Below are 26,951 nucleotides of genomic sequence, written 5' to 3'. Positions count from 1 at the left end.
AGAGGGGCGGCTTTTTTCTCATGCGGAAGGGTTGTGCCACAGATATCACGCTTTATAGGGGCTGATTTTTCGTGTCACAGTGATTGATACGGTAAGTTGTCGAATTTATATGTGAAATTTGTGAATGTTGTAAAATTCGGGTGGATTTTAATTTTACGTTAAAACTGATATGCTCAAAAGACGGTTTTGATCTCACTGTACAGGGCACAAGGCATGGCGTTGTTGTTCCCGAACTGCCTCTCTCCCGTTGACGGTACAAGCGAGATCAATCACTTCCAAGGATGTTTGGCGGTTCGTGCCAAACCTAAAATGAGGAATATGTCGTGCTTGAAGCCTACCGTAAACACGTCGAAGAACGTGCTGCAGAAGGAATTGTCCCGAAGCCACTCGATGCAGAACAAGTGGTCGCGCTGGTTGAATTGCTAAAAAGCCCACCGGCTGGCGAGGAAGCCTTTCTGCTGGATCTGCTGGAAAACCGTATTCCTCCCGGTGTGGATGAAGCGGCATATGTCAAAGCGGGTTTCTTGGCTGCGCTGACGCGTGGCGATGCCCTCTCACCGATTGTTAGCCCGGAAAAAGCGGCAGAGTTGCTCGGCACCATGCAAGGGGGCTATAACATTGAGCCGCTGATTGCCTTGCTGGACGATAACGAACTGGCGCCGATTGCAGTAAAAACCCTGTCTCACACTCTCCTGATGTTTGATGCTTTCTACGACGTAGAAGAAAAAGCCAAAGCAGGCAATGCGGCCGCACAGCAGGTGATCCAATCATGGGCAGACGCTGAATGGTTCTTGTCCAAGCCAGCACTGGCAGAAAAAATCACCTTAACCGTCTTTAAAGTCACCGGTGAAACCAATACCGATGATCTCTCTCCGGCGCCGGATGCGTGGTCGCGCCCTGATATTCCATTGCATGCCCTCGCGATGCTGAAAAATGCACGAGAAGGGATTGAACCTGAAAAAGCGGGTGAAATTGGCCCGATCGCCCAGATTGATGCGCTGAAAGAAAAAGGCCACCAGTTGGTGTATGTCGGCGATGTGGTCGGTACCGGTTCGTCGCGTAAATCTGCCACGAACTCCGTATTGTGGTTCATGGGGGATGACATTCCTTATGTGCCGAACAAGCGTGCCGGTGGTTACGTGCTGGGTGGCAAGATTGCGCCGATTTTCTTTAATACCATGGAAGATGCCGGTGCGTTACCGATTGAAGTCGATGTGACGGCGCTGGCGATGGGTGATGTGATTGACGTCTACCCCTTCAAAGGCGAAGTGCGTCGCCATAACAGCGATGAGCTGGTCTCAACCTTTGGCCTGAAAACCGATGTACTGATCGATGAAGTGCGCGCCGGTGGCCGTATTCCGTTGATCATTGGCCGTGGCCTGACGGATCGTGCCCGTCAAGCCTTAGCGTTACCGGCTTCTGATGTGTTCCGCCGTCCTGTGGCAGTGGAAGACTCTGGCAAGGGGTACACCCTGGCGCAGAAGATGGTCGGTAAAGCGTGTGGTGTAGAAGGCGTGCGTCCGGGGACGTACTGTGAGCCGAAAATGACCACCGTAGGCTCGCAAGATACCACCGGCCCAATGACCCGTGATGAGCTGAAAGATTTGGCCTGTCTTGGTTTCTCGGCCGAGTTGACCATGCAGTCGTTCTGTCACACCTCGGCGTACCCAAAACCGATTGATGTGAACACCCACCATACACTACCGGATTTCATCATGAACCGTGGCGGGGTGTCACTGCGTCCGGGTGACGGCGTGATCCACTCATGGTTGAACCGCATGTTGCTGCCGGATACGGTCGGTACCGGTGGTGATTCCCATACCCGTTTCCCGTTAGGGATCTCTTTCCCTGCCGGTTCTGGCTTGGTGGCCTTTGCGGCGGCGACCGGTGTGATGCCGCTGGATATGCCTGAATCTATCTTGGTGCGTTTCAAAGGCGATATGCAAGACGGGATCACCCTGCGTGATTTGGTGCATGCGATTCCTTACTATGCGATCCAACAAGGTCTGTTAACGGTAGAAAAAGCCGGTAAGATCAACGAATTTTCTGGTCGTGTACTGGAAATTGAAGGGGTTGAACACCTCAGTGTGGAGCAGGCGTTTGAGTTGTCCGATGCCTCGGCTGAGCGTAGTGCGGCAGGCTGTACCGTGAAGCTGTCACCGGAATCCATTACCGAGTACTTGAATTCCAATATCGTCATGCTGAAGTGGATGATCGCGGAAGGGTACGGCGATCGTCGTACCATTGAGCGTCGTATCACGGCGATGGAAGCGTGGGTTGCCAACCCTGAGTTGATGACCGCAGACAGTGATGCAGACTACGCGCATGTGATTGAGATTGATTTGGCGGACATTAAAGAGCCTATCTTGTGTGCCCCGAATGATCCGGATGACGCGCGTTTGCTGTCAGAAGTCCAAGGCACCACCATTGATGAAGTCTTCATTGGTTCGTGTATGACCAACATCGGTCACTTCCGTGCGGCCGGTAAGTTGCTTGAGAAGTTTGGTGGCCAGCTGGATACCCGTTTGTGGGTGGCTCCGCCAACCAAGATGGACAAAGATCAGCTGACTGAAGAAGGCTATTACGGCATCTTCGGCCGTGCTGGGGTGCGCATTGAAACCCCTGGGTGTTCGTTATGTATGGGTAACCAAGCCCGTGTTGCTGACAAAGCGACGGTGATGTCGACCTCGACCCGTAACTTCCCTAACCGTTTGGGGACCGGCGCGAACGTCTACTTATCATCAGCAGAATTGGCGGCCGTTGGGGCGATCCTTGGCCGCATCCCGACCATGGCAGAGTATCTGGAATACGCGAAGCAGATTGATGCAACAGCTGCCGATACCTACCGCTACTTGAACTTCCATCACATGGATCAGTACACCAAGAAAGCGGATGACGTGATCATTCAGCAGCCAGCGTAACCGCTGCTGTATAGCTAGACGGTAAAAAGACACAGTGATTAAGAATAAAACGCCTCCCAGTGGGAGGCGTTTTTTTATGGCGGAATATAGATGAATGAGATGACGACGCTTATGCCGTCGTCGTGTTTTTCTCATCACTGTTGTGGGGTTGCTTGTCAGCCGGGGTCTTTTCGGCGGCTGTTTTGTCAGTGGTAGCCTTGTCGTTAGCGGCTTGCTCGGTTGCTGCTTTTTCTCTAACGGCTTTTTCTTTTGCCTTTGTTTTTGCGCGGCTGCCGACAGTACCTGCGGCTTTATAACGTTTCACCAAAACGTGCTCTAGGCTGAATCGGCCACCGCCTTGGATCAGTAGCGAGAACGCAAACAAGCTATACAGTGCCGCGGGTTCACCATTTAGCAGCCCAACTTGTGTGCCTAAGGTGTAAGCGGCAAAGCCCATGGATACGCACAGCAGCAATGCGGCAACACGGGTGAAAAAGCCCAATACCAACGCTATCCCCGTGATGCTTTGGATGATAATGGCCATGACCAAGCTGGTCGTACTTCCTAGCGAGAAGGGATCGACAAAGCTGGGGGCTAAGGCACTGAATTCGAGGATCTTGGTGATCGCGTGGTAAAGCATTGCGCTGCCGATGGCCAGTCGCACAAGGAGTAATAGGGTATCTTCTAAACGTGGATAACGGGTCGGGCCCGTCAATAGAGTGAGTAATTTCTTCATTAATGCTGTCCTGCGGGTTAAACATCGCCGTGGATGGAAGGGAGAGGCTGGAAGGCCCAATGATGTGCTTCAGCCTACACGGGGGGAGTGTGTACGGAGAAGTCGTGGATCGCGGTTTTGTGCGGTAGGTATAAAAGTGGCGCAAAAAAGGTGGGCAAGCCCACCTTTTGTTTGTGTGTTCACGCGGGATTCAGCGTGCATTTATCAGCGATATTGTGCGCTGAATCCCGCCGCAATTAGCGCAGTGTGATTTGCAGCATGGCCGCCACATTGCGAGCCGTCTGCTCAACGTTTTCCGCCGCATCACGTAGCGCTTCCGCCAAACTTACCGAGCGAGGTACCACACTGAAGACGGCATCAATGCCGTGATCATGCACCACATGGCAGTCTGTCGACAGGCAACCCGCGATGCCAATGACCGGCACGTTAAAGCGTTTCGCCGTACGGGCAACCCCAATCGGCGTTTTGCCGTGAATGGTTTGGCTGTCGATACGGCCTTCACCGGTGATCACCAAATCCGCGTCTTCGACAATGCTGGCCAGATCCACCGCGTCCATCACGATTTCAATGCCCGGGCGCAAGTCAGCGTTCAACAGACCCAGCAGTGCTGCGCCCAGACCGCCCGCCGCGCCCGCGCCCGGCATGTCTTTGACATCGCGGCCTAACTGGGCGCGAATGATGTCAGCATAGTGGGACAGGTTGGCATCCAACTGTTCAACCATCTCCGGTGTCGCGCCCTTTTGTGGGCCAAACACGTGAGAGGCGCCTTTCGGGCCGCACAATGGGTTGTCTACATCACACGCCACTTCCAGCTTTACTTGGGCCAAGCGAGGGTCGACCTGAGAAGCATCAATGGTCGCCAGACGCGCCAGTTCGCCGCCGCCAAAGCCGAGTGGTTGGCCATCGGCATCAAGCAATTTAAAGCCTAATGCTTGCGCCATGCCTAAACCGCCATCGTTGGTCGCACTGCCACCAATCCCGATAATGATGTGCTCAACGTCTTGGTCTAAGACCGCGGTGATCAGTTCACCGGTACCGAAGGTGGTGGTGATCAACGGGTTACGCTGTTCTGGGGTGACAAGATGAATGCCAGACGCGGCCGCCATTTCAATCACGGCAGTTTTGCCGTCACCCATCACACCATAGAATGCCTCAACCTGCTCACCCAGTGGACCGGTCACAGTATGTGCCACAATGTGGCCACCAGTGGCATCGACCAGTGATTGCACGGTGCCTTCGCCACCATCTGCCATTGGCAACTTAATGTATTGGGCATCCGGCAGCACGTGACGGAAACCGGCTTCAATCGCCACCGCAACGTCCATCGCAGTCAGGCTTTCTTTGTATGAATCGGGAGCAATAATAATTTTCATGACGTAATCCTTAAACGAAGAAACCAAAGACACCGAAGATGAGGGTTGAGACGGTGGCAATCATCAGGCCGACCGCTGATTCGTAAGGGATCAGCTTTAAGCGCTCTTTCATATCCATGTGGACGGCACCGCCCGTGGCATGGAAGAAACTGCCGTGAGGCATATGGTCAAAGACAGTCGCACCGGCGTGGATCATCGCGGCACCCGCTAGCGCCGGCACGCCTAATTCCAAAATCGTGTGGCTAAATACGCTCGCCGCTACGGCTGTGCCTGCGGTGGTAGACGCGGTCGCCAGTGACATCATGGCACCAGAAATAGGCGCCAGTAAGTAAGACGGCAGGCCAGACGCTGTTAGCACGTCAATCAGGCCTGTTTTTAAGCCAGAGTTAGCAATGATACCGGCTAGGGTACCCGTCCCCAGTAGCATAACGGCCACAGGTGCCATGCGGGTCAAACCGGATACGGCAAAGTGGTTGGTGTCACGGAAGCGGCCCATGACAACCGCACCGACCAAGCCACCCAGTGGTAGAGCGATCAGTGGGTCAACGTTAATGCCCGCGATAGGGCGCAGTGCCAGCAGGGCAATGGCAATCAATGGTGCGACAATCGCAGCACCAAACGACGGTAAACGACTTTGGTCAACGGTCACCACTTCGTGTTGCTGCACTTTGCTGCCACGGTTAACCAGTTTTTTCGCCAGGAAGTACGCAAACAGCATGCCGAATAACCCCGGGATCACACCAGCTGCCATCACAGATGTTAGCGGCACGTTGAAGGCATCGGCTGCAGCAATGGCATTCGGGTTGGGTGACATCACGTTACCGGCTTTACCGCCGCCGACCATCGCCAGCAGGATCGCCATCTTGGACAGATCCGCACGGTGTGCAATCGCCAGTGCAATCGGTGCCACGGTGATCACCGCCACATCCACAAACACGCCAACGGCCGTCAGGATCATGGTCGCGACAGCCAGCGCGAACAAGGCGCGGGTCTCACCGACTTTTTTCACGATGGTTTCCGCAATCGAGGTGGCCGCACCCGACTCAATCAATACCCCAGCCAGCACGCCGGCCGCCAAAATACGCAATACTGCCGTGACAATGCCTTGCGCGCCACCAATCATCAGGTTCACGGTGTCAGTCAGGGAGACGCCGCCGACGATACCGCCGATAAGGGCACCAATGATCATGCCGTAGGCGGGTGGGACTTTCTTTAAGATCAAGCTGATGGCAACAACGAGCGCCGCCAGTGCGCCGAGAGTTGAGACTTCTACCATGTTCATATCCACGTAAAGAGAAAATAAAAAGGACAATCGTGATTGGCGAGGAATGTACTGTGGAACGCGGGATATAGCTTTAGGCAGGGTAACGAAAAATCCTTACCCTGAGTGGTTAAAATTGTGCAACTGCACAAAAGGTGGCGAATGGGCTTAACAGGTCAGCGCGAGATAGAGGCGTGTTTTATCGCTTATGTTATTGAATTTTAACTGTGTTATTTGCTCTATTTGATCGAGGCGATAGCGTAGGGTATTACGGTGAATATAGAGGGTTTGGCAGGTTTGAGCTAAGTCACAATTCTGTGCAAAAAATACCGACAGGGTTTTGAGTAAGATACCGCGTGGGTCGTGCTGCTGCAGTTTGACCAGTGGGGCGGTGAGTTGATCATAGCGCCACGGATCTTGCTTGAGCCCATGGAATAGCACGGGCAGCAGGTGATCTTGGTAGAACAACACGCTGTCCTCGGTGGTGGCAGAAGCCAGGGTGGCCTGTGCGGTTTGGAAAGAACGCGCCAGCCCCTGCAAGCCGGGGAAGTATTCCCCTAAAGCGATGCGAATGGAAAAGTGGCTTTCTTTTTCTACCCGCTGCATCAATTTACTGACCCGTTTTTGTTCCAATGTTTTTGACCAGCCATCGGCTTCCAACGTGATGGGCTTGAGCACCACGATTTCATTCATCGACACCGAGACAATACCGACTAAGTTATCCCGCTCGGGGTATTCCAGCAGGTGTACCATGCGTTGTAAATGCTCCAGTGAGAGGGCTTCACCGGCTGACGGGATCACTTTTACGATAGTGGCGATGCGTGGCTGGGCGAGATCCAAATCCAGTTTTTGTGCGATAGAAAGCAGTTGGGCTTCGTTCAGCTCGGTGTCTTTGATCAACTGCAATACCAACTCTTCACGGTGGCGTTTATTCCATTGCACCTGTGACATCAAGGCTTCTTGCTCGATAATCAACTCGGCGGTCATCTTAACCAGCTCACCATAATTGCGGACCTGATCCGGTGCACCGGAAATACCGACCACGCCAATGGTGTGATGCTGAAAGACGATCGGCAGGTTGATCCCCGGTTTTACCCCTTTGAGTTGCTGTGCCGTGCCAAGGTCAATTTCTACCACCCGGTTATCATTCAGGGCGAGAATAGCCCCTTCATGGCGTTGGTTGAGGCGAGAAGGATCGCCAGAGCCGATGATCCTGCCGTGTTCGTCCATGACATTCACCGAGTGGTGGATGATTTTCATTGCTCGTTCGACGATTTGGCGAGCGATGGTCGCATTGAGTTGCATTTTGGTGTCAGATCCTGAAAATGTGCGCTCCGGCACGGGGGCGTGGCAAACAGACTCGCCGCCATTCAGTTTACCATTATCGGGATCAAGATCACCGACCGAAAAACCAGAGGATGCGATGGATTACGAGTTCAAGAAAAATACCCTTGATGGGAGCTACCATGCCATCTTCTCTATGGGACATGAAGTGCTAGGCCGTTGGCTGGTGGAAGCGATAGGCAAAGACTTTACGCTGATGGATCAAGTGATGACTCAACTTGGTGCATTAAAAAACAGTACCCAAGAGTGGCGCTTGGTCGGGGATGAATTAACCTTGATCCTACAAGACAATGAAGCGCTAGTACAAGCTAACTACCTGTTTTCTGAAGATGATACCGAGCTTGAAGACAACATGGATTTTTACGATGAAGAAGCCATGTCGTTGTGTGGCTTTGAAGATCTCGCACAGGTATTAGATGCTTGGCGAGCATTTGTGACCCGATTCTGAGCCCATAAGGCGCGATCGTCGGGCATCTGCGTCGTTTTAGTGAAAAGGCTGCACCGTCATGGTGCGGCCTTTTTTTTTTAGGGGATGCCATGCCCATAAGTTGCTGTAATTAAACGAGTAAAAAAGTTGGCACGTTGTTTGTTTGTTACTAACTTTGAGTGAGATGGAATTCTTATTTAGGAGCAGGCAATGAAGATTATTAGCGCAATCATAAAACCCTTTAAGTTAGATGATGTCCGTGAAGCATTGGCGGATGTGGGCATTGAAGGGATGACCGTCTCTGAGGTGAAAGGCTTCGGTCGTCAGAAAGGGCATACCGAACTCTATCGGGGGGCGGAATACCAAGTGGATTTTCTCCCGAAAGTGAAACTGGAGATCGCCACGCAAGCCGACAACATGGATGCGGTGATTGAGGCCATCAGTAAAGCGGCACAAACAGGCAAAATAGGCGATGGCAAAATCTTCGTCTACGACCTCGAGCATGCGGTGCGGATCCGTACCGGTGAAACTGACTTAGAAGCCCTTTAACCTCAGGATGGAGAGGACAATATTATGGAATTAGCGACCACGGTGACTGAGCTGCGTTACGCGCTTGACACCTTCTTCTTTTTAATTTCGGGTGCCTTGGTGATGTGGATGGCCGCCGGTTTTGCCATGCTGGAAGCGGGCTTGGTACGTTCAAAAAACACCACGGAAATTTTGACCAAAAACATCTGTCTCTACGCCATTGCGTGTACCACCTTTTTATTGGTCGGTTATAACATCATGTATGTGGGTAACACCGAAGGGGGCTGGTTACCGTCGTTTGGCGCGCTGATCGGCTCGCAAGCTGAAGGCGCGGATCACTCGCTGGAATCAGACTTCTTCTTCCAAGTGGTGTTTGTCGCAACGGCGATGTCAGTGGTCTCTGGCGCGGTGGCGGAGCGTATGAAGCTGTGGGCGTTCTTGTTGTTCTCAGTGGTACTTACGGCCTTTATCTACCCGATAGAAGGCTATTGGACATGGGGTGGTGGCTTCTTGGCAGAAGCGGGTTTCAGTGATTTTGCGGGCTCAGGGATTGTGCACATGGCCGGTGCGTCGGCAGCGTTAGCCGGGGTGTTATTACTGGGCGCACGCCGTGGTAAGTACGGCAAGAACGGGGCGGTTCACCCTATTCCAGGGTCAAACATGCCATTAGCGACCTTGGGTACCTTCATCTTGTGGTTCGGCTGGTTTGGTTTTAACGGTGGTTCACAGCTGATGGTGTCGGATTTTGAAAATGCGACGGCGGTAGGTCAAATCTTCTTGAACACCAATGCTGCTGCCGCTGCGGGGGCGATTGCTGCACTGGCTGTGTGTAAAACCACATGGGGTAAAGCGGATCTGACCATGATTTTGAACGGTGCATTGGCTGGCCTTGTTGCCATTACCGCTGACCCGCTGTCGCCGTCTCCCGTTTTTGCTGTGGTTATCGGTGTGGTTGCCGGTGCCTTAGTGGTCTTTAGCATCGTAGGCTTAGACAAGATAAAAATTGATGATCCTGTCGGTGCGATTTCAGTACACGGTGTGTGTGGTTTCTTTGGCTTGATGGTCGTGCCGTTTAATAATGCGGATGCGGCGTTTAGTACACAGTTATTGGGCGCCGGGGTCATTTTTGCTTGGGTATTCGGCGCGAGCTTGGCGGTGTGGGCGGTGTTGAAGTACACCATCGGTATCCGAGTGACCGAAGAAGAAGAGATAGAAGGGATGGATTTGCATGACTGTGGTATTGATGCCTACCCTGAATTTATGAATGTGAAATAATTTACAAAACCATACGTTACGTTACAAAAACGCTGCCGAAAGGTGGCGTTTTTTTGTTTTGGCTGTTATTGCATATTGTGTTGAGGAAAGACTACAGTATAATTACAACGATATTGATAACACTTATCATTCAGTTTTGCGTTTAAAGGAAGAAGGGAAGGTATCAGATGAAAAAGCTGTTGGCATCGGCCATGTTTTTGGGCTTGGCGGCACCTCACGCTGCAGTGGCAGCGGACGAAGTGAATGTGTATTCCTACCGTCAGCCATTCTTAGTTGAACCGATGTTCAAAGAATTCACGGACGAAACCGGCATCAAAGTGAACGTCAAGTTTGCCAAGAAAGGGTTGACGGAGAAGCTGCAGCAAGAAGGGAAATACAGCCCGGCGGATGTGATCCTAACGACTGATATTAGCCGTTTGGTGGAACTGTCTGATAAGCAACTGGTACAACCGGTTGACAGCAAAGTGATTGATAAGAATGTACCGGCTCAGTTTCGCGATAACGAAGACGAGTGGTTTGCCCTAACGCTACGTACCCGTAACGTGTACTCGTCACGCGATCGTGTTGGCCATCTACCTGCAGATTTTGACTATTTGGATTTGGCCAAACCAGAGTGGAAAGGCAAAATTTGTACCCGTTCAGGTAAGCACCCATACAATGTGTCATTGGTGTCAGCCATGATTGCTCACTACGGTGAAGCAGAAACCAAAACATGGTTGGAAGGCCTAAAAAATAACCTTGCTCGCAAGCCACAAGGCAATGACCGTGGGCAGGTGAAAGCGGTGAAAGAAGGCTTGTGTGACTTGGCGATCGGTAACAGCTACTACCTCGGCAAGATGGTTAACGACGACAAGCAAAAAGCCTGGGCAGAATCAGTCTACATTGATTTCCCTGGTCAGAAAGCCAATGGTACCCACGTTAACGTGAGTGGTATGGCCATGGCGAAATACGCACCCAATAAAGCCAATGCGCAGAAGCTGATGGAGTTTTTGACCGATTCAAAAGCGCAGCAAATGTACGCAGAAGTGAACTACGAATACCCAGTGAAAGTGGGCGTGAAGCGTTCCGATTTAGTCGCATCATGGGGTGAGTTCACTGCCGATGATGTGTCACTGGACAAGTTAGCGCAGTATCATAACAGCGCAATCAAGTTGCTTGATGAAGTGAAGTTTGATCTGTAGTAACACATAAAAATGGGGCGTTCAGCCCCATTTGTGCTTAGGCGGCGTACTTTATCCAATAATCTGTGGTAGTGTCTTTTTTCTCGGTGCCGTCGGCACAGGGATTAACGCATAGTGGTACCACCGAGATCGGCGTGATCCTGTTGGTCCTTGTAATGGCAAAGAGTACGAAGTAATTAGCCATGAAAGAAAAATTTATCTTCTGGCGAACCAGCGGTTGGGGCTTTTCCCTGCTGCTGGTTTTGCCGATTTTGGCCATTTTCCATACGGCTATCGGTCAGACTGATAGTGTGTTTGCCCATTTGATGCAAACGGTGATGGCCACCTACACCCTCAATACCGTTTGGTTGGTACTGGGCACCATGGTGCTGGCACTGCTGTTCGGTGTGCCTGCCGCGTGGATCATGGCAATGTGCCGCGTACCCGGTGAGCGGGTGCTGCAATGGGCACTTGTCTTGCCGTTAGCCATGCCCGGTTACATCATCGGTTATATCTATACCGATTGGTTTGATTATGCCGGTCCGATACAAATCTTCCTGCGTGACGTGTTTGGTTGGCACAGTGTGCATGACTACTGGTTCCCGTCTATTCGTTCACTCGGTGGTGCCTGTGTGGTGCTGGCGCTGGTGTTGTATCCGTATGTCTACCTGTTGGCACGCGCTGCGTTCATGGAGCAAAGTGCAAGCTTACTGCAATCAGCCCGCCTGTTGCGTTGTACACCGTGGGACAGTTTCCGCCGTATCTCATTACCGTTAGCCCGCCCGTCCATTGCGGTTGGTTTGTCTTTGGTGGCGATGGAAACGCTGGGGGACTTTGGTACAGTCAGCTATTTTGCCGTCAATACCCTGACCACCGCGGTGTATGACACCTGGCTCGGCTACTCCAATTTGAATGCCGCCGCCAAAATCTCCGCCATTATGCTGTTAGTGATCTTTGTGTTGATCAGCGCCGAGCGTTTCAGTCGCCGTAAGCAGAAGCTGTTTCAGCGTGAATTTGAGCACGGCGACGACATGCGCTATGCCTTGTCAGGCGTCAAAAAAACGCTTGCGTTGGGCTGGTGTTGGGGGTTGGTGGCCGCCGCGTTTCTCCTGCCGGTGTTGCAGTTGGCTTATTACGCGTGGCATTACTTTGCACAAAGCTGGACCCCAGAATTTCAGCAATATGGCCTGAACAGTTTATATGTTTCACTACTGGCCGCGGTGATCGCGGTTGCCGTGGCGTTAATTGTCAATTTCTACCGCCGATTAGACGGCCGCCATGTCACGGCCGTCCCGTTGCGTATGGCCTCGTTGGGGTATGCGGTGCCGGGGACGGTACTGGCAATCGGGGTGATGATCCCGCTGACACAGGCCGATCACTGGATCAATGATTTTACCTTGCACTACGGGCTAGGGCGTCCGGGACTGATTTTGTCTGGCACCATGTTCGCGCTGGTATTTGCCTTTGTGGTGCGCTTTGCCGCGGTCGCGATTGGCAGTGTGGAGAGTAGCCTGGCTAAGATCCCGCCATCACTGGATATGGCATCAAAAACCATGGGCTTTGCTGATTTTCAGATGCTGCGCCGTATTCATTTGCCGTTGATCCGCCGTGGTTGTTTGATTGCTGGGCTATTGGTGTTTATTGAGTCGATGAAAGAGCTCAATGCGGCCCTGTTATTGCGCCCGTTCAACTTTGAAACGCTGGCGACGTATGTGTTCAATTTCGCCTCGGATGAGCAACTCGAGCTGGCCGCGCTACCGGCGATTTTACTTGTTATCGTTGGCCTGATCCCCTTGATCATGGTTAACCGTTCTTTGGAGCAACCCCACTGATGAGCCATGCATTATCTGTTAAGTATTTAACCTGTCATTATCATGGGCAGGCTGTCTTGGATAACTTGTCACTGCCAGTGCAAGAGAATGAAATTGTCTGTTTGCTGGGGGCGAGTGGGTGCGGTAAAACCACCTTGCTCAAGGCCATTGCCGGCTTGTTGCCGTTGGCTCAGGGGGAGATCCGCATTCAGGATCGCCTGATTGTCGGTGACGGGGTGTGGCTGCCGCCGGAGAAGCGCAACATCGGCATGATCTTTCAAGACTACGCCTTGTTCCCGCATTTGACGGTGGCAGAGAATATCGCGTTTGGTTTGCGGGACTGGAACAAGGCTAAAGCCAACGCAAAAACACAAGAAATGCTGGAACTCGTGCACCTGTCGGGGTTGGATGATCGTTACCCGCACCAGTTATCCGGTGGGCAGCAGCAACGTGTGGCGATAGCCCGTGCCTTGGCGTGTGAGCCGGATTTGATTTTGTTGGATGAACCGTTTTCTAACATTGATACCCAAGTCCGCCATTCATTGATCAAAGAGATCCGCCGTATCTTCAAAAAGCAGGGGGTGACAGCGATTTTTGTGACCCATAGCCGCGAAGAAGCGTTCGCATTTGCCGATCGTATGGCCGTCATGAATCACGGCGTCATTGAGCAATTTGGAACGGCGACCGAGTTGTATTACCAGCCAAGCAGCCGCTTTGTGGCTGAGTTTCTTGGCAGTGGGTCGTATTTGCCGGTTCAGTGGGCACCGGATGCGACCTTGTCGACCCCGTTTGGGCCGATTGCCGTGAATGCCGCGGATCGCCACGCTGATAGCGGGTGTGAAGACAACCGTGACGGCAATGTGGAATGGTTGCTACGCCCGCAAAATCTGCGGGTTGCGCCTGATCAGGATGGCGAAGCGGTGATCCGAGAAGTGCTCTTTATGGGTGACAGTTGCCGTTATACCGTGGAATACCAAGGGCATCACTTGCTGGTGAACTCGCATTTGGTGTTGCAGGAAGGGGAACGCGTGTCGGTCACGGTTGAGCCGCATGAGCCGGTGGTCTTTGCATCAGCCAGCTAGCGATTGCCCCGCTTGCCAGTGCATAGCATGAAGAAAAAACAGGCCAGCACATCAAAGAGCTGGCCTGAAAAAAGTACCACGAACGTGATGGGAGGGCGACTATTTCGCTAAGAGTGCATCGATATGAAGATCGGCTTGCATTTGCATCTCTTCACGGTTCGGGGTGATATTCGTTTGTAAGTACAACACGTAACACAAGCCTTGGAATTGCCATGCGCGCTCTTTCGGCGATAGCTCTCCCGGTAGTTGTGCCGCCACAAATTTCTCGGCAATAAACGTGAAGTTCTTTTGGTTGTTGCTGACAAACTGCGGCCAGATCTCATCACGGACGGATGTGCTCCACTCAAACCACACTTTGACCCAATCTTGTTGTTCAATCACTTCATCAATCAAGCGATAGCACATGTTGCATAGCTGCGATTTAAACGCTTGTTCGTTGTTGAGTGACTCGGTGAGCATGTCTTTAAAATGCTGATCCACTTGGACGAGCACTTGTTCCACCAAGGCTTCACGGGTGGGAAAATAATTAAAGACGGTCGCGACTGACACCCCAGCCATGTCCGCAATATCTGCGTGACCCGCACGGCCAATACCACGGCGTGCAAACACATCCATGGCAAAACGTAATAATTGCTCTTTTCGTTTTTCTGGAGAAAGGCGCGTCCTTGTTTTCTTTACGATCGTATCCATGTCGTTGATTCCCTAGCTCGAAAATAATTATTCTGATTATGATTTATCTCTGGCACTCACTGTACAGGAGCGATAAATGGTATTCAATTGAGTTTTAATCAATGTGTGTCATATGGTTGACAGGTTCGATAAAATAACTATTCCTGATTAGGGATGGTAGAATAGGCCTCCGTTTGACCGCTAGCCGACAGGCGACTGGTGCAGTCGTACTGATGGAGATAAAGATGAAACATACCATTGAAGTAATGATTTCTGAGCAGGATGTTCAGGCACGCGTAAATGAACTTGGAAAACAAATCACTGAGCACTACAAAGGTTCAGAGAACTTAGTCATGGTTGGCCTGCTACGTGGATCGTTTGTGTTCATGGCCGATTTGGCTCGCGCGATTGAGCTTCCTCATGAAGTCGACTTCATGACGGCATCAAGCTACGGCAACACGATGCTAAGCAGCCGTGATGTACGCATCCTGAAAGACTTAGATGACGACATCAAAGGCAAAGACGTGTTGTTGGTAGAAGATATTATTGATACCGGTAATACCCTTAATAAAGTGCGTGAAATTCTGTCATTACGTGAGCCGAATTCTATCAACATCTGTACGCTGCTGGATAAGCCTGAGCGTCGCGAAGTAGACGTTGACGTGAAGTGGGTCGGTTTTGCGATCCCAGATGAATTCGTGGTAGGCGTGGGTATCGACTACGCACAAAAATACCGTCACCTGCCTTACATCGGTAAAGTGGTGCCAATCGAAGGTTAATGCGTTTCGTGACCTGAGAAATGAAAAAAGCGACGGATACCGTCGCTTTTTTTGTGTCTTGTGTTTGTCGCGGATGATCAACGCTTACTTATGATTGCTCGGCTTATGAGGCAGGATCTCTGCCATCGCGGCTTGGTAGGACACTTCTAACGATTCGCGGCTGGTGGCCGTCACCCCAAGATCTTGCAGCACCCCATTATCAATCCCGTAAATCCAACCGTGGATTTTTACGTTCTGTCCGCGTTCCCATGCCTGTTGCATGATGGTCGAGTTCCCCAGGTTATACACCTGGCTGGCCACGTTAATTTCACACAGCTTGTCATCCCACGCTTCACGCGGTAACTGACCCAAGTCAGAGCGGTGCTTCATGTATAAATCACGGATGTGCAGCAGCCAGTTATTGATCAAGCCCAGTTGTGGGTTTTCAATCGCGGCGGTGACGCCACCACAGCCATAGTGACCACACACAATGATATGGCGAACTTTCAACACATCTACCGCGTATTGCACCACTGACAGGCAGTTCAGATCGGTGTGGATGACTTGGTTGGCCACGTTACGGTGAACAAATAGCTCGCCAGAATCAAGGCCTGTGAGGCGTTCAGCAGGTACGCGACTATCGGCACAGCCAATCCAGAGGTACTCGGGGCGCTGCGCCTTCGCGAGATGGGTAAAGAACTCAGGCGTGTCTTCCTTGATGTTTTCAGACCATGAAACGTTATTTGCGAAGAGCTTTTCAATATCTGCCATGATGATGCCTTTATTTGATACAGTCGTATACCGAAGCGCATAATTATTCGACAATTTGTCGGTCTAAAAGGGCGTGCGGCGTGATCAATTTACATATCTACCCGTACTGGCTGCAATACGGGCAGATATACAAACCGGCATCACTATACACAAACTGCTCACTCAGCAAATCGGAGTAGTTGGTCTGTTCACATTCGATAACATTAAGATCGCATTTTATGAACGCATTGGAAATAAAAAATGTAAACAAAACCTATAAAAACGGGGTTAATGCACTGAAAAATATGTGTCTGTGTGTTAATGAGGGGGATTTCTTCGCGTTGCTTGGCCCGAATGGGGCCGGTAAATCCACCACCATCGGTATCATTAGCTCACTGGTGAATAAAACCGATGGCGAAGTGAAAGTCTTTGGGTATGACCTCGACACACACACCGTGGCGGCCAAACGTCAGCTTGGGCTGGTACCGCAAGAGTTTAACTTCAACCAGTTTGAGACGGTGGAGCAAATCGTCTTGAATCAAGCGGGCTTTTACGGCGTGGAACGGGCCGTTGCGAAAGAGCGGGCACAAAAGTACCTGTCGCAATTGGACTTGTGGGGGAAACGCCATGAACGGGCGCGTAACCTGTCGGGCGGCATGAAGCGGCGTTTGATGATTGCCCGTGCGCTGATGCATGAACCGCGTTTGTTGATATTGGATGAGCCTACCGCTGGGGTTGATATCGAATTGCGTCGTTCGATGTGGACGTTTTTACGCACGATCAACCAGCAAGGGGTCACGATCATTTTGACGACCCATTACTTGGAAGAAGCAGAGATGCTGTGTCGCAATATCGGCATCATCAATCACGGCGAGTTGATTGAGCACACTTCGATGAAAGCCTTGCTGGGTAAACTGGAAGTCGAAACCTTCATTCTGGATGTACAACTGCACGGCCATAAGCCGGATTTGTCGGGGGTGATTTGGCGTTTGCCGGACAATCACACGCTGGAAATTGATATCCCTAAAGGCGAGGGGTTGAACCGTGTATTTGGCCTGCTGACCGCACAGGGTATTGACGTGTTGTCGATGCGCAATAAAGCCAACCGCTTGGAAGAGCTGTTTGTGGCGCTGGTGGCGAATGCCACTGATCACGATGATAAAACGAAAGGAGCGCGTTCATGAACCGTTTGTACTGGATTGCGTTTACGAGTCTGATCACCAAAGAAGTGCACCGTTTTGCCCGGATCTGGGTGCAAACCATGGTGCCGCCTGCGATTACCATGACCTTGTATTTCATCATTTTTGGTAACTTAATTGGCAGTCGGATCGGCGACATGGGCGGCTTCAGTTACATGGCCTACATTGTGCCGGGGTTGATCATGATGTCGGTGATCACTAACTCGTATTCGAATGTGGCGTCGTCGTTCTTCAGTGCCAAGTTCCAGCACAATATTGAAGAATTGCTGGTCGCCCCGGTGCCGAACGCCATTATCATTGCCGGTTATGTCGGCGGTGGGGTGCTGCGTGGGGTGGGCGTCGGTTGTATTGTCACCTTGGTGTCGATGTTCTTTGTGGATTTGCAGATCACCCATTGGGGCGTGGTGATCGCGACTGTGATACTGACCGCCACCGTGTTCTCATTGGGCGGTTTGATCAATGCGGTGTTTGCCAAAACCTTTGACGATATCAGTATTATTCCGACCTTTGTGCTCACGCCGCTGACCTATTTAGGCGGGGTGTTTTACTCGTTGAGTTTGTTGCCTGAATTTTGGCAAGGGGTGTCGAAACTTAATCCGATCGTGTACATGGTCAATGCGTTTCGCTATGGCTTTCTTGGGGTGTCGGATGTCGGTATTGGGACGTCATTTGCCGTACTGGCCGGATTTATTATCGCGTTATATGCGGTGGCCTATTATCTGATCTCTCGTGGTATTGGTTTGCGTGCCTAGCGTTTTATCAGCACTGCGCCATGAAAGACGGACCGTGAACGGTATAACAGACATAAAAAATCCCAGCCATGTGCTGGGATTTTTTGTCGTGACAAAGAGAAGATTACTCTTCTGCTGTCGTGCTCGCTGATGATGGGGTGTGCAGCTCAACCACTTGGTTGTCGATCAAGCGGGCTTTACCCAAAATCGCAGACATCAAGATCACCGCTTGCTGTGTCTCTTCGCCTACCGGCTGCAGGGTCACGGCATCACGGATGTAGATCTCATCCGGCTGCAGGCCAGCCGCACGCAGTTGATCGTTCGCATCCACCACCACTTCGGCGTAGTCATTACGCCCGCCGCGCATCTGGCTGCTGATCCAACGCATGGTGCGTGCCAGTACCGGCGCACGCTGGCGCTCATCGACGGTCAGGTAACCGTTGCGAGAGCTCATGGCCAGGCCATCCAGTTCACGCACTGTGGGTACACCGACAATCTCAATGTCCATTGCCATATCCAGCGTCATTTGACGCAGGAGTGCGAGCTGCTGATAGTCTTTTTCACCAAAACAGGCAACGTCCGGCTGAACGATATTGAACAGCTTCGTCACAACAGTAGAAACGCCGCGGAAGTGACTTGGGCGCAGTGCCCCTTCCAGCATGTTAGAAAGTCCAGGTACTTCGACAAACGTCTGACGATCCAGTCCCTCGGGATACATAATGTCAGGTGTCGGGGTAAAGACCAGATCGACCGCTTCGCTATTGAGCTTGGCTAAGTCATCCTCCAGTGTGCGAGGATAACTTTTCAGGTCATCGGCTTTATCGAACTGCATTGGGTTAACAAAAATGCTGACCACGACCACATCGGCATGTTCACGTGCTTTACGCACCAGCGTCAGATGGCCATCATGCAGGTTGCCCATGGTTGGAACGAACGCAATACGGCGGCCTTCACGGCGCCATGTGCGGATTTGTTCACGGATAGGGGCAATCTCGGCGAATGTTTGCATTTTTATTCCTTATTCAAAGGTATGTTCTGGGCCTGGAAAGGTTCCGGCCGCAACATCTTCTAGGTATTGGGTAACAGCTGCGCGCATCTCGCCCGTTTCAGCCAAATAGTTTTTGGAGAAACGTGGAATATAGTTGGCGGAGATCCCAAACATGTCGTGCATGACAAGGATTTGACCGTCGGTGGCATTACCGGCACCAATCCCAATGACAGGGACTTCAACCGCTTTGGTAATGCGTTCCGCTAAGCTGGCAGGTACACACTCCAGCAAAATGATCTGTGCCCCGGCATTTTTGAGCAGAATAGCATCTTTTACCATTTGCTCTGCGTGGTCGGAGTCACGTCCTTGCACTTTATAGCCGCCGAAAATATTGACGGATTGTGGGGTAAGCCCCAAGTGTGCACACACAGGTACCGCGCGCTCGGTCAGTTTGGTGACGGTATCGGCGAGCCAAGCCCCACCTTCTAATTTCACCATATTGGCACCGGCACGCATTAGTGTGGCCGCATTCTCACAAGCTTGCTCAGGCGTGCTGTAACTCATGAAGGGCATATCGGCCATCAACAATGAGTTAGGGCTGCCAGCTCGGACACAGCGGGTGTGATAGGCAATATCCTCCACGCTGACGGGTAACGTATCGGGTTTCCCCTGAAGAACCATGCCGAGGGAGTCACCAACCAGCAGTACAGGGACGTCTTGTTGCTCAAACAATTGCGCAAAACTGGCGTCGTAGGCGGTGACTGAAGCAAACTTACGACCTTCGCGCTTCCATTTCATCAGGTCGTTAATTGTGATTTTTTTCATGTTATCTCCCTTTAGCCCTGACAACGGGTTACTGGGACCAGATGGCCAGTCCGTTACGGTCTACCTGTGCCAGCAAAGATTGCAGGGCAGTGTGATCAGGCAGGACCAATTCAGGGGCAATTTCTGCAAGCGGATAAAGCACGAACTCACGCACTTTCATGCCATAGTGCGGCACGGTGAGGCGGTCGCAATGAAGCTCGAGATCGCCATAGAGGAGGATATCGAGATCCAGTGTGCGAGGCCCCCAGCGTTCATCCTTGCGTACCCGGCCATGCGCGTGTTCGATGGATTGGGTGCAGTCGAGCAAGGCGAGCGGAGCAAGCGCTGTCTCAACGGCGACCACTGCATTGATGTAGTCGGGTTGGTCCTGAGGACCCATAGGGGTGCTGCTATAGAGCGAAGAAACGGCAACCACGTTAACATCCGGGTGCTGTTTCAACGCCTCGATAGCGCGATTAGCCTGAGCGACAGGATCGCTCAGGTTACTGCCAATCGCAATGTAAGCGAGGATCATGATGATTTAGCCTGCGGCTTTTTACGGCGCTGCGGGCGACGACGACGGCGTGTGCCAGACTTGTCTTCATCATTCACTTGTAACACCATTTTATTGCGCTGGTTACGTTCGCCGTGTTGGAATTGATTCCACCACTGCGCCAGTTCCGCAATATCATTCCCTTCAAACTGGCCGCGCATTTCAAGGAAATCAAACGCAGCACGGAATTTCGGGTGTTCCATCATCTTGAACGCACGTTTACCGGTACGGCGGCTAAAGCGCATCTGCTGTTGCCAGATGTCACGCACCGTGGTGGTAAAGCGACGTGGGATCGCAATGGTTTTGACCTGCTCATCCAAAATGTCGTTTGAGGCCACCATGAACGCGTCATAGTAAGACAGGCCGCTGGCAAACGAGATCTCTTCGGCGCGGGTGACCATTGGGTACCACAGCATCGCCGCAAACATGAACGCCGGATTGACACGCTTTTCTTCCGCCAAGCGTTTGTCGGTGGCACTCAAGATGTGCTCGATCATGATCTCAGTCTGGCTGTTTTGCTCTTCCGTGAAGTGTTCAGACAGCAGTGGGAACAGCTGTTGGAACAGGTTGTATTCACGCATCAGTTGGTAGGTGGCCAAGCCGTTGCCCGATTGCAGCAACTTCAGGCTTTCTTCAAACAGACGAGCCGCCGGAATGTCTTGCAGCAGTGTCGACAAGGTTTCGATCGGCGCTGCTGTTTTCTCTTCGATGGTCATGTCTAGCTTGGCGGCGAAACGGACCGCACGCAACATGCGTACCGGATCTTCGCGGTAACGTGTTTCAGGATCACCAATCAAACGCAGAATGCGGTTGTCGAGATCTTCCACCCCGTTAACAAAGTCCGTGACCGTGAAGTCTTTGATGCTGTAGTAAAGCGCATTGATGGTGAAATCGCGGCGCTCGGCATCTTCTTCAATGGTGCCGTAGACATTATCACGCAGCAGCATGCCTTCTTGGCTTTGGGCTGACACTTGCTTTTTATCTTGCAAGCTCGGCGCCGCATCGGCATGGTGACCACGGAAGGTGGCAACTTCAATCACATCGCGCCCAAACAAAATGTGAGCAAGACGGAAACGGCGACCGATCAGGCGACAGTTACGGAACAGTTGCTTGATTTCTTCCGGTGTGGCGTTGGTGGCAATGTCGAAGTCTTTAGGTTGTTTGTCCAAAAGGAGATCGCGAACACCCCCACCGACCAGATAGGCGTCAAAACCGGCTTTATTTAGGCGGTAAAGGACTTTCAGCGCATTTTCGCTGATATCTTTACGTGAAATACCGTGCTCTTGGCGCTGATAAACTTGCAAGGCGAGTTCCTCGGTGTCGAGCGTACTACTATCGCGATTCAATACCTTACGGCAAAAGCTGGCTACTCGATTAAAGATAATACACCTCATTTATATGGTTCGGATTCAACAAACAGCCGCATATCATATATCACGGCAAGCCATTTTAGAATCCTAGCGTAATGGCAGTGGTGTTTGGCACGTGTGATAACTGCCAATGTTCCGTTGCCCAGCGTAGGATATCTGCCGTGGACGATGCGGCCAAATCAGCCGGTGGTTGCTGGCCTAAAAAGCGCAATGCCGCGATCAGTGCCGGTCTGGGATCGGCCGTGTCGATGGCGGGCGCATGGTTTTGTTTTGATAACTTATTGCCATTTTCCGTCACGGCTAATGGCAGGTGTAAATAGCTGACTTCAGGCTGCCCTAACAGGCGGTATAAGCCAATTTGACGGCCCGTCGGCTCAATCAAATCTGCCCCGCGAACCACTTGTGTGATCCCTTGAGCAATATCATCCAATACCACCGCCAAATTATAGGCAAACAGGCCGTCACGCCGACGGATGATAAAATCCTCGGCAGCCAGTGCGGCGGGAATGGTCATGGTGCCGTGCAGGCAATCGTCAAAACGGGTGACCGGTTGGTCCACCTTGAGGCGAATCGCACTGTCATGGGCGGAACCGTGCAGCGCGCGACAGGTACCGGGGTAGAACCCGCCAGCGTCTTTAATTTGCTTGCGGCTGCAGTGGCAATAATACGCTTGTTGGTGCGCAAGCCAAGCGTCTATCTGTGCTTGGTAAGCATCGTGGCGTTGGCTTTGGTACATAATCCCGCCATCCCAATGCAGGCCATAGGCCTCCAGCGTGCGCAGTATATCATCGGCTGCGCCGGGCATTTCGCGCGGTGGATCAAGATCTTCCATTCTGACCAGCCACGTGCCACCTTGGGCGCGGGCTTGCAGGTAGCTGCCTAAAGCGGCCACTAACGAACCAAAATGAAGCGGGCCTGATGGTGAGGGCGCGAAACGGCCAATATAGTGTGTCTGTGTCGTCATAAGAAAATCATCAAAAACGAAAAAGGGAGCAGTAGCTCCCTCTTTGAATACAGTGGTGCGAATGTACGTAGCGTACTAGCCTGCCATCTGCTTTTCTTTGATTTCAGCTAGCGTTTTACAGTCGATACAAAGATCAGCTGTTGGGCGCGCTTCCAAACGACGGATGCCGATTTCAATACCGCAAGAATCACAGAAACCGAAGTCGTCCTCTTCAATACGCGCAAGGGTCTTTTCGATTTTCTTGATCAGCTTACGTTCACGATCACGGTTACGAAGTTCGAGGCTGAATTCTTCTTCCTGGGCCGCACGGTCGACAGGATCTGGGAAGTTAGCCGCTTCGTCTTGCATATGGTTTACAGTACGATCGACTTCTTCACGCAGCTGATTACGCCAAGCGCTTAGAATTTTACGGAAGTGCTCTAGCTGAGCTTCACCCATATATTCTTCGCCGGCTTTTTCTTGGTAAGGTTCAACCCCAGCAATAGCCAGGATGCCTAGCGATTTTTTAACGTTGCTCTCTGGCATATAGCATCTCCTAATATACCTAATAACCGTCACTGGTCAAAATTGGGCGGTATCTATAGCAGAAAGGGTGTAGCGTGGCAATTGCTGCATATCTTCAATTTTATCCCAATGTGAAGAAAGCATCACTTTGCGATGTTTAGTGATTGAATTTTATGCAGTCTTCGAGGTAGAGCTCATTTGGGTGTAATACTGCCTTGTAACAAAGGATCTCTACGCCTGCCCGTTCTGCTTGTTGGATTAATGAAAAATAGTCCGGGTCTATATGGTGTGCGGCAGAAACATTTTCAATGCCCGAATGCAAAATGGCGAAAAAAAGTATGGCACGCTTCCCGCTTTGTGCCACCTCTGCGAGTTCTCGCAGGTGTTTTTGTCCCCGGGTTGTGACCGTGTCCGGGAAAAAGCCTTGTCCGTCTTGCAACAGGGTCACGCTCTTGACTTCAATATAGCAGTCCGGTTGCGTTTCTGCTTGCAAGAGAATGTCTATCCTGCTGTTTTCACTGCCATACTTCACTTCTGTGCGCAGGGTGCTATAGCCGCGCAACTCACTGATGACGTCATTATTGATGGCTTCGACCACCAAGCGATTAGCTTGCGCGGTGTTCACGCAAATCATGTCGCCGTCTGCGGTCTGGCTTAATTCCCAACTGCAGGGATATTTACGTTTGGGGTTGTCTGAGGTGGAGTACCACACGGTATTGCCGGGCGTGGCGCAGCCCGTCATTGCACCAGTATTGGCACAGTGCAGGGTGGTGACAGTACCGTCTGGCAGGGTCACATCGGCGAGAAAACGCTTATAGCGTTTGATCAAGGTGGCCGGTTGCAGTGGCGAGGTAAATTTCATGCCGTTCCTTGTCATATAAAAGAGAGTGTGCCGAAAACGACGACGATCAATTACGTGATGTTTCATGCCAGTGTGTGATGGTGCGCATGGCTCACGGTGGTGAGTCTGCCATGAGCGGCCATTGCTTGAGGCAGTGATAACGCACGCCTTGTTGTCCGTGTTCGGTGGTGGAAATATACAGCCCAAACGCGGGAAAGTGAAAGGTGAGATCGAGCGAGAACACACAAGCTGCCGGTAGCTGAGGGGGCAAAGCAAAAAATAAGCGGTACTTTTTCGTCATCTTTTTTCATGCTCATCGCGGAGATTGGTGTGTCACCCTGACATTCTCGCGGAAACGCGCACCGTGAACGGACTTATTTAGTGGACTTCGGTATACAATAGCAGGGCTTAGTTTGAATATGACACAAGGTGTTCCCATTGTCACAACTGCCAATCCACGACGTTATGACCCCGCTGCTTGCCGCATTAACGGCGCAGTCGCAACTGATCCTCAAAGCCCCGCCCGGGGCCGGTAAATCCACTTGTCTGCCGCTGGCCATCCTGCAACAGGGTGGCATTAACGGCAAAATAGTGATGCTGGAGCCGCGCCGTTTAGCGGCACGTAACATTGCTCAATACTTAGCGGCGCAGCTGGGGGAGTCGGTCGGCGAGACCATTGGCCTGCGTATGCGCGGGGAAAGTAACACCAGTGCGGCGACACGACTGGTGGTGGTGACCGAAGGGGTGATGACCCGCATGCTGCAGCAGGATCCTGAACTCTCAGGGATTGGCTTGCTGATCTTCGATGAATTTCATGAACGCAGTATTCATGCCGACACGTCATTGGCGCTGGCGCTGGAAGTGCAAGAAGCCTTGCGAGACGATCTGAAAATTCTGGTGATGTCTGCCACGTTAGATGAAGCGGCGTTAACGGCGTTGTTGCCAGACGCGGCCTACATCGAATCGGCAGGACGCTGTTTTCCGGTCGAACACCGCTATCAGCGGGTTGCCGATGGCTCAGACACGGTCGAGGCGGTAGCCAAAGCGGTACGCAGCTTATTGGCCAGTGAACGTGGGTCTATGTTGGTGTTCTTACCCGGTGCGGGTGAGATCCGCCGTTTGGCGGAACGGTTAGAGGACGGGTTACCGAGTGATGTCGTGATCAGTCCGTTGTATGGGCAGCTTAGCGCGCAGCAACAGCAGCAAGCCATTACGCCAGCGCCTGCAGGCCGACGTAAAGTGGTGTTGGCGACCAATATTGCCGAAACCAGTTTGACCATTGAGGGGATCCGCTTAGTGGTCGACAGCGGGTTAGAGCGGATCGCCCTGTGGGATCCGAAGACCGGGATCAGCCGATTAGAATCGGTGCGTATCGCCCGTTCGTCTGCCGAGCAGCGAGCAGGCCGTGCCGGGCGTCTTGAACCGGGGATCTGCCTGCGTTTGTACAGTGAAGAACAACTGGCCCGTCAGCCTGCCACACCACAACCGGAGATCTTGCGTGCCGACTTAACCACGTTAGCGATGGAGTTGGCGCAATGGGGCTGCGCGGAGGCCCGCGATTTACATTGGCTGGACGTGCCGCCGACCATTGCCCTGACGCAATCACGCGCGCTGTTGCACGCCTTAGGGGCGATGGATGAACGTGGCCAGCTGACCGAGCGTGGCGCGGCGTTACACGCCCTTGGTACCGATCCGCGTCATGCCACCATGCTGCTGATGGCGAAAGAGAAGGGGCCGGCGGCGATGGCGACAGCGGCCATGCTGGTGGCGTTATTGGAAGAGCCACCGCGCGGCATGCACAACCCCGATCTGCATTTTCAGCTCAACCTGCTAGAAAGCGGCAAATTGCCACGCAGTCAGGCGTATAAACAACGCGTACAGCAACACCTGCAAAAACTGCAACACGGTCAGGCGACGCGGATCCCATTACGCGTCGCGGGTGAGTGGATTGCTCCCTTAATGGCCGCGGGTTTCCCCGATCGTATTGCCTTGTCACGTGGTCGTGATGGGCGCTATCAATTGGCGAATGGCCAAGGTGCCAGCTTGTTGCCGGATGAGCCACTGGCGGATGCGGATCTGTTGGTGGTGGCCGATGTAGTGAAAACCCGCCAAGGTGACAGCCGTATCTTCTCGGCTGTCATGGCCGATCTCGGCAGTTTGCAGACTCAGTTACCGGCGCTGTTTTCAGAGAGAGAATGGCTGGATTGGGATGACAAGAAAGGCCGTCTGACGGCAGAAAAACAATTGTGTTGTGGTAAGTTAGTGCTCGAACGTAGCCTGATGGCCGCGCCAGACCCGACGAAAGCCAGTGAAGCCTTGCTCAATGCCATTATTCGTAAAGGGCTGGGTATTTTACCGTGGCGTGACGCGGCGGAGAATTTGCTGGTGCGCGCCCGCTGTGCGACGGAATGGTTGCCAGAGCTTGCCCTGCCTGCGATGGATGACGCCAGCTTGTTGGCCGATGCCGGCACTTGGTTATTACCGTATATGACGGGGATGAAAACCCTTAAAGCCCTTGAGCGCTTGGATGTGCATGCGGCACTGGAAGCGCGCTTGGGGTGGGAGAAAAAACACGCGTTGGATGCCGCCTTACCGACCCATTATGAAGTGCCCACCGGCTCCCGCTATCCCATCCGTTATCAGGTTGGCCAACACCCGGTGTTAGCCGTGAAGTTACAAGAAATGTTTGGGGAAAAAAGCTCCCCGATGATCGCCAATGGGCGGGTCGCGGTAGTGCTAGAACTGCTGTCACCGGCACAGCGTCCGTTACAGATCACTCGAGATTTAGCCACGTTTTGGCAAGGTTCGTACCGTGAGGTGCAAAAAGAGATGAAAGGGCGCTATCCCAAGCACCCGTGGCCGGATGATCCTGCCCATCACGCGCCGACCCGAAAAACGAAAAAATACATGTAGATAAAATGAT

At 52.2% G+C, this 26,951-nt stretch carries 25 protein-coding genes; 11 read left to right on the top strand and 14 right to left on the bottom strand.

The window, feature by feature from the left end; translation table 11 throughout:
* The first annotated feature begins 323 nt into the window (after positions 1–323).
* On the top strand, positions 324–2,921 hold the full coding sequence (gene acnB / locus ACSF8W_RS15605; protein ID WP_500848143.1) for a bifunctional aconitate hydratase 2/2-methylisocitrate dehydratase: 2,598 nt from the start codon (positions 324–326) through the stop codon (positions 2,919–2,921).
* 109 nt (positions 2,922–3,030) lie between these two features.
* Here the strand turns inward: acnB and ACSF8W_RS15600 are convergent, their stop codons facing one another.
* From ACSF8W_RS15600 to ACSF8W_RS15585, 4 genes are all read right to left on the bottom strand, one after another.
* Positions 3,031–3,636 carry a DoxX family protein gene (locus ACSF8W_RS15600; protein WP_500848142.1) on the bottom strand — a complete coding sequence of 202 codons (606 nt, stop codon included), beginning with the start codon at positions 3,634–3,636 and terminating at the stop codon, positions 3,031–3,033.
* A gap of 236 nt (positions 3,637–3,872) precedes the next feature.
* Positions 3,873–5,009 (bottom strand): glycerate kinase, encoded by a 1,137-nt coding sequence (locus tag ACSF8W_RS15595; RefSeq protein WP_500848141.1) that lies wholly within the window; start codon positions 5,007–5,009, stop codon positions 3,873–3,875.
* A 10-nt stretch (positions 5,010–5,019) separates the two neighbouring features.
* A complete protein-coding gene (locus ACSF8W_RS15590) occupies positions 5,020–6,285 on the bottom strand; it encodes a GntP family permease (RefSeq protein ID WP_500848140.1) in 1,266 nt (421 codons plus the stop codon).
* Positions 6,286–6,438: 153 nt separating this feature from the next.
* Positions 6,439–7,575: a sugar diacid recognition domain-containing protein gene (locus tag ACSF8W_RS15585; RefSeq protein WP_500848139.1), complete on the bottom strand. Its 1,137-nt coding sequence runs from the start codon at positions 7,573–7,575 to the stop codon at positions 6,439–6,441.
* Between the two features lie 118 nt (positions 7,576–7,693).
* Here ACSF8W_RS15585 and ACSF8W_RS15580 point away from each other — a divergent pair, with 118 nt between their 5' ends.
* The 6 genes from ACSF8W_RS15580 to ACSF8W_RS15555 all read left to right on the top strand — a co-directional run bounded on the left by ACSF8W_RS15580 (position 7,694) and on the right by ACSF8W_RS15555 (position 13,897).
* Complete coding sequence (locus ACSF8W_RS15580; RefSeq protein WP_500848138.1) at positions 7,694–8,062, top strand: YacL family protein; 369 nt, start codon at positions 7,694–7,696, stop codon at positions 8,060–8,062.
* A gap of 189 nt (positions 8,063–8,251) precedes the next feature.
* Entirely contained in the window at positions 8,252–8,590 is a 339-nt protein-coding gene (gene glnK / locus ACSF8W_RS15575; RefSeq protein WP_428476545.1) for a P-II family nitrogen regulator, read from the top strand.
* A gap of 24 nt (positions 8,591–8,614) precedes the next feature.
* Positions 8,615–9,844, top strand: coding sequence for an ammonium transporter (locus ACSF8W_RS15570; protein WP_500848137.1), 1,230 nt, complete (start codon positions 8,615–8,617; stop codon positions 9,842–9,844).
* A gap of 167 nt (positions 9,845–10,011) precedes the next feature.
* Positions 10,012–11,025 (top strand): Fe(3+) ABC transporter substrate-binding protein, encoded by a 1,014-nt coding sequence (locus ACSF8W_RS15565; protein ID WP_428476547.1) that lies wholly within the window; start codon positions 10,012–10,014, stop codon positions 11,023–11,025.
* 182 nt (positions 11,026–11,207) lie between these two features.
* Positions 11,208–12,836 (top strand): ABC transporter permease, encoded by a 1,629-nt coding sequence (locus ACSF8W_RS15560; protein WP_500848136.1) that lies wholly within the window; start codon positions 11,208–11,210, stop codon positions 12,834–12,836.
* A complete protein-coding gene (locus ACSF8W_RS15555) occupies positions 12,836–13,897 on the top strand; it encodes an ABC transporter ATP-binding protein (RefSeq protein ID WP_500848135.1) in 1,062 nt (353 codons plus the stop codon). Before ACSF8W_RS15560 ends, ACSF8W_RS15555 begins: the two co-directional genes overlap by 1 nt.
* A gap of 99 nt (positions 13,898–13,996) precedes the next feature.
* On the opposite strand, the gene ACSF8W_RS15550 is transcribed toward ACSF8W_RS15555, so the two are convergent.
* A complete protein-coding gene (locus tag ACSF8W_RS15550) occupies positions 13,997–14,587 on the bottom strand; it encodes a TetR/AcrR family transcriptional regulator (protein WP_500848134.1) in 591 nt (196 codons plus the stop codon).
* Between the two features lie 224 nt (positions 14,588–14,811).
* Between ACSF8W_RS15550 and hpt the strand changes: the two genes are divergently transcribed.
* The gene (gene hpt / locus ACSF8W_RS15545) at positions 14,812–15,345 is read left to right on the top strand and encodes a hypoxanthine phosphoribosyltransferase (RefSeq protein WP_500848133.1); all 534 of its coding nucleotides are present in this window, start codon (positions 14,812–14,814) and stop codon (positions 15,343–15,345) included.
* A gap of 84 nt (positions 15,346–15,429) precedes the next feature.
* Here the strand turns inward: hpt and can are convergent, their stop codons facing one another.
* On the bottom strand, positions 15,430–16,095 hold the full coding sequence (gene can, locus ACSF8W_RS15540; RefSeq protein WP_500848132.1) for a carbonate dehydratase: 666 nt from the start codon (positions 16,093–16,095) through the stop codon (positions 15,430–15,432).
* Between the two features lie 218 nt (positions 16,096–16,313).
* Between can and ACSF8W_RS15535 the strand changes: the two genes are divergently transcribed.
* Together ACSF8W_RS15535 and ACSF8W_RS15530 are read left to right on the top strand one after the other, a co-directional pair.
* The gene (locus ACSF8W_RS15535; RefSeq protein WP_500848131.1) at positions 16,314–17,258 is read left to right on the top strand and encodes an ABC transporter ATP-binding protein; all 945 of its coding nucleotides are present in this window, start codon (positions 16,314–16,316) and stop codon (positions 17,256–17,258) included.
* Positions 17,255–18,025: an ABC transporter permease gene (locus tag ACSF8W_RS15530; RefSeq protein ID WP_500848130.1), complete on the top strand. Its 771-nt coding sequence runs from the start codon at positions 17,255–17,257 to the stop codon at positions 18,023–18,025. The genes ACSF8W_RS15535 and ACSF8W_RS15530 overlap by 4 nt, the downstream gene beginning before the upstream one ends.
* Before the next feature lie 103 nt (positions 18,026–18,128).
* Here the strand turns inward: ACSF8W_RS15530 and panC are convergent, their stop codons facing one another.
* The 8 genes from panC to ACSF8W_RS15490 all read right to left on the bottom strand — a co-directional run bounded on the left by panC (position 18,129) and on the right by ACSF8W_RS15490 (position 24,329).
* Positions 18,129–19,013, bottom strand: coding sequence for a pantoate--beta-alanine ligase (gene panC, locus ACSF8W_RS15525; protein ID WP_500848129.1), 885 nt, complete (start codon positions 19,011–19,013; stop codon positions 18,129–18,131).
* 9 nt (positions 19,014–19,022) lie between these two features.
* Positions 19,023–19,817: a 3-methyl-2-oxobutanoate hydroxymethyltransferase gene (panB, locus tag ACSF8W_RS15520; protein ID WP_500848128.1), complete on the bottom strand. Its 795-nt coding sequence runs from the start codon at positions 19,815–19,817 to the stop codon at positions 19,023–19,025.
* 28 nt (positions 19,818–19,845) lie between these two features.
* Positions 19,846–20,331, bottom strand: coding sequence for a 2-amino-4-hydroxy-6-hydroxymethyldihydropteridine diphosphokinase (gene folK, locus ACSF8W_RS15515; RefSeq protein WP_428476557.1), 486 nt, complete (start codon positions 20,329–20,331; stop codon positions 19,846–19,848).
* Positions 20,328–21,743, bottom strand: a complete 1,416-nt coding sequence (pcnB, locus tag ACSF8W_RS15510) for a polynucleotide adenylyltransferase PcnB (RefSeq protein ID WP_500848127.1) — start codon at positions 21,741–21,743, stop codon at positions 20,328–20,330. Before pcnB ends, folK begins: the two co-directional genes overlap by 4 nt.
* A 55-nt stretch (positions 21,744–21,798) precedes the next feature.
* Entirely contained in the window at positions 21,799–22,683 is an 885-nt protein-coding gene (gene gluQRS, locus ACSF8W_RS15505; protein WP_500848126.1) for a tRNA glutamyl-Q(34) synthetase GluQRS, read from the bottom strand.
* A 75-nt stretch (positions 22,684–22,758) separates the two neighbouring features.
* Positions 22,759–23,208 (bottom strand): RNA polymerase-binding protein DksA, encoded by a 450-nt coding sequence (gene dksA, locus ACSF8W_RS15500; protein WP_500848125.1) that lies wholly within the window; start codon positions 23,206–23,208, stop codon positions 22,759–22,761.
* Between the two features lie 136 nt (positions 23,209–23,344).
* The gene (gene sfsA / locus ACSF8W_RS15495; RefSeq protein WP_500848124.1) at positions 23,345–24,049 is read right to left on the bottom strand and encodes a DNA/RNA nuclease SfsA; all 705 of its coding nucleotides are present in this window, start codon (positions 24,047–24,049) and stop codon (positions 23,345–23,347) included.
* 91 nt (positions 24,050–24,140) lie between these two features.
* On the bottom strand, positions 24,141–24,329 hold the full coding sequence (locus ACSF8W_RS15490) for a hypothetical protein (RefSeq protein ID WP_500848123.1): 189 nt from the start codon (positions 24,327–24,329) through the stop codon (positions 24,141–24,143).
* Between the two features lie 137 nt (positions 24,330–24,466).
* On the opposite strand from ACSF8W_RS15490, the gene hrpB reads away from it, so the two are divergent.
* Complete coding sequence (gene hrpB / locus ACSF8W_RS15485; RefSeq protein WP_500848122.1) at positions 24,467–26,941, top strand: ATP-dependent helicase HrpB; 2,475 nt, start codon at positions 24,467–24,469, stop codon at positions 26,939–26,941.
* Positions 26,942–26,951: the final 10 nt, after the last annotated feature.

This window comes from Photobacterium sp. 270122K, assembly GCF_059941365.1.
This window is presented reverse-complemented; position numbering and strand designations above follow the sequence as displayed.